Below are 10,061 nucleotides of genomic sequence, written 5' to 3'. Positions count from 1 at the left end.
CAGGCGCCGGCTGCGCCGACCCCGAGAAGTTGGGGTGCCGCGTCCTGGTCGAGCAGAGGAAGGATCGACGCGACGGCGTCCTCGACGCCGTTCGGCGTCGCGAGCCCCGGGGAGCCGATGCCCGAGCGTACGACGCGCTGCTCGGCGTCGACCATGACGCGGCAACGGGTCTTGCCGAGGTCGACCGCTACGGCCGTCGGGACGCTGCTCATCTTTCTCCTCGCTGTGACGTTCACAACAGTTCGGAAAGAGTCTACATCGGATCTAGACTGACTGAAAAGAATTTACCCAACGTTGCGCAGGGGCCCACGACATACTGAGAATCCCACATCTCTGGAGGAAGCGGATGAGCATTCAGTCGACGATCGAGGCAGCGGCCGCGACGCTGCCCCCGTCTCTCGCCCGCGTCGCCGCAGCGATTCGGGAGAATCCGTCGGTCGTCATCGACATGACCATCAACGAACTCGCCGAGGAGTGCCACACCTCCGTGGCCTCGGTCGTACGGTTCTGCCGCGCGATCGGATTCAGCGGCTATGCGCCGCTGCGCATGGCGCTCGCGACCGAGTTGGGCAAGGAGGCGGCGCAGTTCTCAGCGCGGGGCGCATTCGGGTCCGAGATCTCCGACGAGGACACGCTCAGCGAAGCAGTGTCCAAACTCGCCTCTCTCGAACTGCTCGCGATAGAGGAGACGGTGGCCCGACTCGACTTCGACGTACTGGAGGCCGCGATCGACGCCGTGGACCGCGCCGACCGCATCCTGATCTTCGGCATCGGGGCGAGCCAGTTCGTCGCAGAAGACCTCGCACACAAGCTCCTTCGCGTGGGCAGGAATGCCCACGTCCCCTCCGACCCGCACGAAGCGATCGCCGCGACCGTCCTGCAGACCTCCCCCACGGTCGCCATCGGGTTCTCGCATGCGGGCTCCACCGCGGAGACGGTGCGCTTCCTGGAGACGGCGCGTGCCAACGGCGCGGCGACCATCGCAGTCACGTCAGCCAAGGACTCCCCCCTCGCCGGCGCCGCCGATCACGCATTGTTCACCGAGGTGCGCGAATCCACCTTCCGCGCCGGAGCGATGGTCAGCCGGATCGCGCAGCTGGCGCTCGTCGACTGCCTGTTCGTCGGCATCGCGAAGCGCCGTTTCGCCGAAACCGTCGACGCGCTGCGCCGGACCCGCGAGGCCACCCGCGCCCTCCGCGACTGAGCTCGCGCCGGCCTCCTCCCCCAGGTTCGACACCCACGGCGACCGGCGGCGAGATCGTCATATTTCCGTGATGTAAACGATCTACGTATCTCTCGACTTTCTTGAACATTGTTGCCATACTGGCCACACCCGAAGGCGAGAGGACGACGACGTTGACGTATGAGCACGGCACCACGATGGTGCGCCCCTTCCGACCCGGTGAGAGCGCTGCTCTTGCCGAGGCCTGGACCCGATCCGCCCCGCAGGACGGGATCACCCCCGCACGACTGCGCGATCTGGTCCTGCTCGATCGGAACTTCGATGCGGACGGCCTCCTCATCGCCGAGCGCGACGGCGCGATCGTCGGAGCGGCCTATGCCGTCCGCCGCCGCATCGCACACGACGCCGGCGATCTCCAGCCGGAGACCGGGTGGATCCCGTTCTTCTTCGTCGTCCCCGAGCAGCGCGGACACGGTCTCGGGCGCAGCCTGCTGACCCAGGCGATCGGCTGGCTCCGCTCGCACGGCGCGACCGAGGTCGTCTTCTCGGCGTACACGCCGAACTACGTGCTGCCCGGTCTCGATACCGCCCGCTACCCCGCCGCGTCGGCACTGCTCGAATCGCTGGGGTTCTCCCGCATCGAGCGTCCGAGCGCGATGGACCGTTCACTGATCGGCTATCAGATGCCCGACGACGTCCGCACTCGGATCGAAGCGCTGCGCGCCGACGGGTGGTATCTCGGAACGCCGAGCGACGACGACCTCGTGCCGTTGATCCGCATCGCCGGCGAAGCCTTCAATTCCGACTGGGCGCGTGCGATCCGCGAAGGCGTTCTCGGCGGGCTGCCGCTGGAACGCATCCTCATCGCCAAGAACCCTGAGGGCACGGTACTCGGCTGGGCCATGCACGGCACCTACGAGTCCGTGATCGAGCGCTTCGGCCCGTTCGGTGTGCTCCCGGAGAGCCGCGGAACGGGACTCGGCAAGGCGCTTCTCCACCTGACCCTGGAGCGGATGACCGCGCTCGGCGCACACAGCGCCTGGTTCCTCTGGGCCGATGAGGGATCGACCGCATCGGCCCTGTACGCCAAGACCGGGTTCGCCGCGACCCGCACATTCGACATCCTGCGCGCAGAGATCGGAGAGAGCAATGTCTAACACCGTCATCGCGGTCGGCGGCCACATCGGCGACATGGAGCTGACGGCGGGCCCCACACTCGCCAAGGTCGTCCTCGAGGGCGGCCGCGCCATCATCGTCGACTGCACCTACGGCGAGCGCGGGCATCCGACGGTCGCACCGAGCGTCTACCGCGAGCAGAAACTCCACGAGGCCCGCTTCTTCGCCGAGACGATCGGCGCTGAGCTGATCACCCTCGACTACTCCGACGGGTTCCTCCCGGACGACGAGGCGGTCGCCGAGCAGATCGCCGAGATCATCCGTGCGACCAAGCCCGATGTCCTGATCACCCACTGGGTGCACTCCATGCACCGGGACCACGAGCGCGCGGCGCAGGCGGCCCTCCGCGGCGCCTTCCTCGCCTCGATCCCCCTCGAGGAGATCGAGGCGGCGCGGCATTCCGTTCCGCGGATCCTGCACGCCGAGAACTGGGAGGACATGGAGGGGTTCGAGGCGGACACGTTCTTCGGCATCCCCGACGAGGCGTTCGACCTCTGGCTCACCGGAATCCAGGAGCACGCCTTCGCGCGCGGCGAGACCTACGGCTTCCGCTTCATCGACTACTACTCCGCGCTCATGCAGGTCAAGGGCTGCCTGGTCGGTGAGCGGCGCGCAGCCGCATTCCGATCTGCGGGGGCCGAGAAGTTCACCCTCGCAGGCCCCTGATCCTCCTCACCCACCCGATACGCACAGAAACGAAGGAACCATGAAGAAATCACTTCTCGCGGTCACCGCTCTGGGGCTCGCGACGACGCTGACCCTCGCCGGCTGCTCCGGCTCTTCCGGCGGCTCCGGCGATGCCGGCGGCCCTCAGGAACTCACCTTCCTCACGCACTGGGGACCGGACCAGGTCGCGATGCTGGAGGCCGCCGGCGCGGCGTTCACCGAAGACCACCCCGACATCACCGTCAAGGTGCAGGCGGTCCCGTTCGGCAACCTGCTCTCGACCCTGCGTACGCAGGGTGCGTCGGCGGACGGCCCGGCGATCGTCGGCATCTACGACGCGTGGCTGCCCGAGCTGGTGCGCGACGGCCTCGCCGCTGCCGCGCCCGCCGACGTCGCCGACGAGGTCACGGAGAACTGGCCGGTCGGCGTCGTCTCGGCGGCGAGCAACGGCGGCGACGTGTACGGCATCCCGAACGAGATCGACCTGTACCAGCTCAACTACAACTCCGCGCTGTTCGACGCGGCGGGCATCGCCGAGCCTCCGGCCGATTGGGACGCCCTCGTCGAGGATTCCGCGAAGCTCACCACCGGAGACCAGCAGGGCTTCGGCCTCATCACCGGCTGGAACTCCGGCGTGGTGCATCCGTTCCTGTCGCTGCTCGCGTCGAACGGCGGCTCGTTCCTGAACGAGGAGGGCACGGCTTCCGAGCTGACCAGCCCGGAAGCCCTCGAGACGGCGGAACTGTACGAGAAGCTGGTCGCCGACGGGTCGAGCGACCCCAGGAAGTCGACGGCGAACGCCAACACCACCGGCCCGTACCTCGACGCCTTCGTGAACGGTCAGACCGGCATGATCGTCATGGCCAACTGGTGGGAGAGCGCGCTCCGCGACGGTATGGGCGATGACTTCGAGAACGTCGCCACCGCGCCGATCCCGGTCGGCCCCAGCGGCGATGAGTCCTCGGCGATCTCGTACTCCTGGATGACGATGGTCAATGGCAAGGCCTCCGACGCGCGTCAGAAGGCGGCGTGGGAGTTCCTCACCTACCTCAACGGCCCGGACTCCGGCGAAGCCGGTTCCTCGGCGATGGCCGACATCCTGCTGTCGATGGGGATCCTGCCCACGCGCTCCTCCGACCTGGAGGCGCACGCCGCCGAGCTGGAGACGCCGTTCCTGTCGTCGTACGTGACGGCTCTGGAGAACGCGACCCCGTTCCCGACCGTGCTCGGCGGACCGGCTGCGACCGATGCCCTGCAGCGACAGCTGGAGGCACTCGTGAACGGCCAGGTCGATGCGACGACGGCGATGGAGAACGCCGCTCGCGACGTCGACGCCGCGCTCAGCGCCGCTCAGTGACACCCCGGCGGGGAGGCGGCCTCGACCGCCTCCCCGCCATCCTCCCGAAAGGCCTGACTTGACGACCCTCGAACGTCCCGCCGCCGCGCCGCCCGTCGCGCGCACCTCGAAGCGCCGGAGCATCGCTTCCACCCGACGCTGGTCGGCGCTGTTCCTCAGCCCGGCGCTGCTCATCATCGGCGTCTTCACCCTCATCCCCACCCTGATGACGGTCTGGATCAGCTTCCACCGCTGGTCGATGTTCACCCCCATCACCGAGATGACGTGGGTGGGGCTCGACAACTACTCCGGGCTGTTCGCCGATGCGACCAGAGTGCAGGCGCTCGGCAACACTGCCCTCTACGTGCTGCTGTCGATCGTCATCACCGTGCCGATCGCCCTGCTGATCGCGCTGCTGCTGTACTTTCCGCGCCTCAAGGGCAAGGGCATCGTGCGGGTGCTGCTCTTCGCGACCTATGTGATCCCGACGATCGCGATCGTGATCATCTGGAGCAACATCTACGCGCCCGGCTACGGCCCGCTGAGCACCATGGTCGCCGCGGTCGGGATAGACCCGCCCGGATGGCTCAGCGACCCGCAGTGGGCCCTGGTCTCGCTCGTGATCTTCAACGTCTGGCAGATGCTCGGCTACTACGTCATCCTGCTCATCGCCGGGCTCACCCAGATCTCCGAGGACCTCTACGAGGCCGCACGCATCGACGGCGCGGGCATCGTCCGTCAGACCTGGTCGATCACGATCCCGCTGCTGCGCCCGTCGCTGGTGTTCGTGGTGCTGATGACCTTCATCAACTCGATCCAGGTGTTCGATCCGATCTACCTCCTCACCCAGGGCGGGCCCGCGAACTCGACCAACATGGTCTCGTTCGAGATCCAGCGCACCGCGTTCCAGTACGGCATGGCCGGTGAGTCCTCGGCCCTCGCGGTCTCGCTGTTCCTCATGATCATCGCCGTCGGCGGGGTCCTCGGCATCATCATGAAGGGACGCACGCGATGAGTCTTCAGACCAGCACCTCGACCCCGACCTCCACGCCGCCTCGGGCTCCGAAGCCGAAGACGGCGCCGGCCTCTCGGCGTCCGGTTCCGATGCGGCGGCGGCTGTCGACGGCTGGACTCTACGTGCTGCTGGCGATCGTCGCCCTGGTGCCGCTGTTCCCGCTGTACTGGCTGGTGATCTCGGCGCTGAAGTCGCCCGCGGAGTTCTCCCAGATCCCGCCGACCTGGTTCCCGACCGACCCGACGCTCGATCAGGCCGCGACCGCGCTGACGGCGGTGCCGTTCATGCAGTCCATGATGAACAGCCTCATCATCGCCGGCGGCAGCACACTCAGTGTCCTCGCCACCAGCATCCTTGCGGGGTACGTGTTCGCCAAGCACACCTTCAAGGGGCGCGATCTGCTCTTCTGGTCGATCGTCGCGACGATGTTCCTGCCCCCGATCGTGACCCTGGTGCCGCTGTACTACCTGGTCAACAGCATGGGACTTTCCGACACGTATCTCGGCGTGATGCTGCCGTGGTTGGCGAACGCGTTCGGCATCTTCCTGATGCGGCAGTTCATCCGCGACATTCCGGACGAACTCATCGAAGCGGCCAGGATGGACGGCGCCGGAGAGTTCCGGATCGTCTGGCAGTTCGTCGTTCCGCTGCTGAAGCCCGCGATCGTCACGCTCGCCGTCTTCATGTTCGTCTATGCGTGGAACAACTTCATCTGGCCGCTCTCGATCCTGCGTTCGGAGGCGCTCTACCCGGTGGTCCTGACCCTGAACAGGCTCATGTCCTACACGATGAGCTTCGAGTATCAGAACGTGGTGCTGGCCGGTGCGATCATCGCGTCGCTTCCGACGCTCCTGGTGTTCCTGGTCACGCAGCGGGTGTTCGTCGCCGGAATCGCCGCCAGTGGTGTGAAGGGCTGACGCTCACGCCGCAGCCCCCGGCACGGTGCCGCCCGTCCGCTCGACCTCGTCGATGCGGGCGGGCGGCACCGTTCCGATCGAGCCCGCCGTGCGCAGGAAGACGATGATCCAGCTGAAGATCAGCACTGCGGCGATGAGTTCGACCGCGGTGAGGTTGTAGTAACCGACCGCGAAGAATGCGGCCAGCAGGATGATCACCAGCACGAAGGCCCAGCCGAAACCCACGAACACCTTCGGGATGCTGGGCAGGAGCCACGGCAGTCCCACCACGACGACGCCGAACACGACCGTCATGCCGGTCGCGACGGTGTTGTGCAGGAGGAAGAACTCGTCGACGGGGAACAGCCCGACGCAGGCGAGGAAGATCCCCAGGAGGATCAGACCTCCGCGCACGAGGAACCGTCCGCGGCGGTCGGCGGGATCGTCGGCGGGGAGCCCGGCTGTCGCGTACCGGGCGATGGTCGTCACCATGATGCCGGCGATGATCAGGGTCGCGTTGAAGGCCACGGACGAGCTGTTGCTGCTCATCCCGAGCGCCGACAGGTTGTCGCGCCACCAGTGCACGTCGCTGGAGGCGAGCATGCTGGCAAAGGCGCCGACGACGAGGAAGACCGCGAGCACGAGCGAGAGGACCATGGGCGTGAGCGCCACCGCGCTGAGAAACGAGACGTAGCCGGTCAGAGCGAACGCGACCGCCACCAGCACCGCGCCGGGAAAGGCGAACACCGGCGCATCCGTGAAGCTCCGCTCGAGGAGCTCCGCGACGCCGAGCCAGCCGAGGTAGGCGATCGCCGCGTGCGCGAACGCGATGGCGGCGAGGTCGTACCAGCGCAGTCGATCGCCCGGCACGGTGAAGCCGTCGCGGACCGCGGCCGGATCCACCTGTTCCGGCCGCACCGCGATGCGTCCGAGGGCGAAGGCGATGGCCGCGGTGATCGCTCCGCCGAACGCGGCGAAGACACCGATCGAACCGCTGCCGCTGATCGCCAGATCATGTCCCCAGAACACCGGGAGCGCGACGAGGAAGCCGATCACGAGGAACCCGGCGCCGACGATCAGCGCAGTCGCCTCGAACACGGCATCCGCCGTGTCGGGACCCCGCACCTGCCGCAGCACCTGCACGACTCTCTTCGCGAGTGCATTCATCGTCCGTGCCTCCCGGTCCACATCATAGAAGTCGGCAGGCGTCCGATCCGCCCCGCACTAGCCTGGAGGGGTGCCCCAGACTCTCGCCGCCCGCGCCGTCCTTCTCGACATGGACGGGACCCTCGTCGATTCGACAGCTGTCGTGGAGCGGCTCTGGCTCGCCTGGGCGGAGCCGCACGGCATCGACCGCGAGACGGTGCTCCGCGTCGTGCACGGCCGCCAGGGTCACCAGAGCATGGCGATCATGCTGCCCGAGCGCGACCATGCCATCAACCTCCGCGAGAACGAGGTCATGCTCGCCACGGAGGCGAGTGATGTCGACGGTGTGATCGAGATCCCGGGCGCACGGGCGCTGCTCGAGGCGCTGCAGCCGTTCCCGCACGCGATCGTCACCTCCGCCAACGTCGCCCTCATGACCGCTCGGATGCAGGCCGCCGGGCTCACCGTCCCCGAGCGCAGCGTGACCGCCGAAGACGTCTCCGCCTCCAAGCCCGATCCCGAGGGATTCGTCCGCGCCGCGGGCCTGCTGGGGATCGACCCGGCGGACTGCATCGTGTTCGAGGACTCCGGCGCGGGAATCCAGGCGGGTCTCGCGGCCGGCATGCGGGTCGTCGGCGTCGGGAAGCACGCGGCAGCACACAACCCGACCGTCCTGGTCACGGATCTCTCACAGGTGGCTGTGACCCCCACCGCGACCGGCTTCGAGATCACGATCTCCTGACGACGGTCGCTCTCCCGCGAGCGCCGCACCCCGCCGCTACGATGAGGCGATGCGACGTTTCCCCGCCTCGGTGTTCGGCATCGGCGAAGAACCCGATCCGCGTTTCTCTCTGGCGAACGAGCGCACGTTCCTCGCGTGGACCCGCACCGGCCTCGCGCTGATCGCGGGTGGCGTCGCCCTCGAAGTCCTGGGCCTCGACCTGCACGCCGGTTTCCGCCTCGCGGCCTCACTGCTGCTGATGATCACCGGCACCGCGGTCGCCCCCCTCGCCTGGTGGGAGTGGATGCGCGCGGAGCGCGCCCTGCGCCAGTCGCGCCCGCTGCCGGGAGCCTTCTCTGCGATCGTGCTCGCGGTCGTCGTGACGGTCGTCGGCCTGCTGGTTCTGGCGGGGGTGCTCTGGCGGTGACCGGTCAGGGGCACATCCCCCCGGGGGCACTCGTCTCGGGTCCGTTCGATCCGGGACTGCAGCCGGAGCGCACGGAACTCGCGTGGCGGCGGACTGCGCTCGCCATCGCGATCGGCTCGGTGGTCTCCCTCAGGATCTTCCCCCTTCTGCTGCCGGCCGACGCGGCTGCGTGGGGGCTCGCGCCGGGAGTTGTCGGCATCGGCGCTGCATGCACGTTCTGGGTGGCCGCCCGGCGCCGACAGCTGCAGACGACCGCCGCCCTGCACTCCTCCACACCGGCGGAGCTCTCCACACCGGCGGAGCTCTCTTCCGAGGCGATGCCCGGAGGCGGGATGCTTCTCGCCTTGACGGCGCTCGCCGCCGCCTTCGGCGCCGTCTCCCTCGCCATCGTCGTGGTGTCTCTCCTCGTTCGCTGAGTGGGCTGGCGCTCGTCCTACCGGCAACGACAGATCACACCCGCAGCAGCTCTTCACACCCGCAGCGGAACAGAACGCGTGTCGTTTCGCGAGGTCGTTGTTCGTGGCGTCGCGGGTCGTGGTGTCGCGGGTTGTGGTGTGCGCCAGCGTCGGGTGGGGTCCCACCAGGCGGGTCCGCGGACGTGGGGTGTGCCGTGGCGCATGCGGATCTCCCATCCGGAGGTGTCGAGGGTTCTGTGGTGGTGCCAGCAGAGGGCGACGCCGTTGTCGGTGTGGGTGGGACCGCCGTGGGCGTGCTCGTGGACGTGGTGGATCTCGCACCAGGTCGCGGGGACGTGGCAGCCGGGGATGAGGCACTCACGGTCGCGGAGGGTGATCGCGCGACGCTGATGCGCGGTGAAGATCCGGTCGGCGGTGCTGATGCCGATGATCCGCCCGTGCGGGTCGAACAGCACCCGTTGCACCCCGCCCGCGCACGCGGTGTGGACGGCGACACGGGTGGAGACGGGAGTGTCGATGCCGTCGACGTGCGCCCAGCCGCGGCCGGACGAGTAGTCGTCTGCGGTGACGGACACCACCAGGGTGGGTGCACCGCCGCCCAGGCGTGGGGTGTCGTCGTGGCGGGCGGCGATGCCGAGGATCGCGGCGAGGGTGTCGTGCTGCTTCTGCGACCGTGAACGGGTGTCGACCATCCGCCCCGGGTCACCGGACGGAAGGGCATCGTCGTCCGCATCGGGGTCGGCATCTGCGGGACTTCCCCTCCGCGCCCCGGTGTCGCTGTCGGTGTCGTGGGCGTGGGCGTGATCGGCATCTCTCTCGTCCGAAGGCCGGAACATGACTCCGGGGACGGGTGGTCCGTCGACTTTCGGGTTCAGGTACGCGTCGAACAGACGCTGCAACTGTCCCGCGACCTCCGGCAGCAACCGTCCCCGGACCGGGATCACCCCGTCCTTCGCGCGCCCGAGCGTCAGCCCCCGCACCCGCATCGCGATATCGTCCGCAGGCTCCGCACCATCCGGATCGAGATACTGCACGATCACCTGCGCCAACAACCGCAGATCCTCCGGCGTCGCCGCCGG

Annotated in this window: 12 protein-coding genes; 9 read left to right on the top strand and 3 right to left on the bottom strand. The window is 68.2% G+C overall.

The features are described 5' to 3' along the window. Positions 1–212 (bottom strand): hypothetical protein (locus GZ67_RS0118455; RefSeq protein ID WP_029273984.1); only part of this gene is annotated, 212 nt, incomplete at its 3' end. Between the two features lie 134 nt (positions 213–346). Between GZ67_RS0118455 and GZ67_RS0118450 the strand changes: the two genes are divergently transcribed. The 6 genes from GZ67_RS0118450 to GZ67_RS0118425 all read left to right on the top strand — a co-directional run bounded on the left by GZ67_RS0118450 (position 347) and on the right by GZ67_RS0118425 (position 6,293). After that, positions 347–1,204 carry a MurR/RpiR family transcriptional regulator gene (locus GZ67_RS0118450; protein ID WP_029263044.1) on the top strand — a complete coding sequence of 286 codons (858 nt, stop codon included), beginning with the start codon at positions 347–349 and terminating at the stop codon, positions 1,202–1,204. Positions 1,205–1,356: 152 nt separating this feature from the next. Then, on the top strand, positions 1,357–2,340 hold the full coding sequence (locus tag GZ67_RS0118445; RefSeq protein ID WP_197021064.1) for a GNAT family N-acetyltransferase: 984 nt from the start codon (positions 1,357–1,359) through the stop codon (positions 2,338–2,340). Then, positions 2,333–3,025 (top strand): PIG-L deacetylase family protein, encoded by a 693-nt coding sequence (locus GZ67_RS0118440; protein WP_029263046.1) that lies wholly within the window; start codon positions 2,333–2,335, stop codon positions 3,023–3,025. Before GZ67_RS0118445 ends, GZ67_RS0118440 begins: the two co-directional genes overlap by 8 nt. 40 nt (positions 3,026–3,065) lie before the next feature. Further along, positions 3,066–4,382 carry an extracellular solute-binding protein gene (locus tag GZ67_RS0118435; RefSeq protein ID WP_081860052.1) on the top strand — a complete coding sequence of 439 codons (1,317 nt, stop codon included), beginning with the start codon at positions 3,066–3,068 and terminating at the stop codon, positions 4,380–4,382. A gap of 58 nt (positions 4,383–4,440) precedes the next feature. Next, positions 4,441–5,376 (top strand): carbohydrate ABC transporter permease, encoded by a 936-nt coding sequence (locus GZ67_RS0118430; protein WP_051662632.1) that lies wholly within the window; start codon positions 4,441–4,443, stop codon positions 5,374–5,376. Further along, the gene (locus GZ67_RS0118425) at positions 5,373–6,293 is read left to right on the top strand and encodes a carbohydrate ABC transporter permease (RefSeq protein ID WP_197021065.1); all 921 of its coding nucleotides are present in this window, start codon (positions 5,373–5,375) and stop codon (positions 6,291–6,293) included. The genes GZ67_RS0118430 and GZ67_RS0118425 overlap by 4 nt, the downstream gene beginning before the upstream one ends. A gap of 3 nt (positions 6,294–6,296) precedes the next feature. Here GZ67_RS0118425 and GZ67_RS0118420 read toward each other — a convergent pair whose 3' ends face one another. Continuing rightward, on the bottom strand, positions 6,297–7,439 hold the full coding sequence (locus tag GZ67_RS0118420; protein ID WP_081860054.1) for a DUF998 domain-containing protein: 1,143 nt from the start codon (positions 7,437–7,439) through the stop codon (positions 6,297–6,299). A 70-nt stretch (positions 7,440–7,509) separates the two neighbouring features. On the opposite strand from GZ67_RS0118420, the gene GZ67_RS0118415 reads away from it, so the two are divergent. From GZ67_RS0118415 to GZ67_RS0118405, 3 genes are read left to right on the top strand one after another with little or no spacing between them, the layout of a single operon-like run. Then, complete coding sequence (locus GZ67_RS0118415) at positions 7,510–8,160, top strand: HAD-IA family hydrolase (protein ID WP_029263051.1); 651 nt, start codon at positions 7,510–7,512, stop codon at positions 8,158–8,160. A gap of 49 nt (positions 8,161–8,209) precedes the next feature. After that, a complete protein-coding gene (locus tag GZ67_RS0118410) occupies positions 8,210–8,566 on the top strand; it encodes a YidH family protein (RefSeq protein WP_029263052.1) in 357 nt (118 codons plus the stop codon). Then, the gene (locus GZ67_RS0118405; protein ID WP_231481871.1) at positions 8,563–8,982 is read left to right on the top strand and encodes a DUF202 domain-containing protein; all 420 of its coding nucleotides are present in this window, start codon (positions 8,563–8,565) and stop codon (positions 8,980–8,982) included. The genes GZ67_RS0118410 and GZ67_RS0118405 overlap by 4 nt, the downstream gene beginning before the upstream one ends. A 53-nt stretch (positions 8,983–9,035) precedes the next feature. On the opposite strand, the gene GZ67_RS0118400 is transcribed toward GZ67_RS0118405, so the two are convergent. Then, positions 9,036–10,061, bottom strand: a 1,026-nt coding sequence (locus GZ67_RS0118400) for an HNH endonuclease signature motif containing protein (protein WP_029263054.1), incomplete at its 5' end; no start/stop codon positions are given.

Origin of the sequence: Microbacterium sp. Cr-K20 (assembly GCF_000708325.1) — a bacterium.
In the GTDB taxonomy this organism is placed as follows: Bacteria; Actinomycetota; Actinomycetes; order Actinomycetales; family Microbacteriaceae; genus Microbacterium.
The sequence above is the reverse complement of the archived record's forward strand: the minus strand, read 5'-3'. Positions and strand labels throughout refer to the sequence as shown.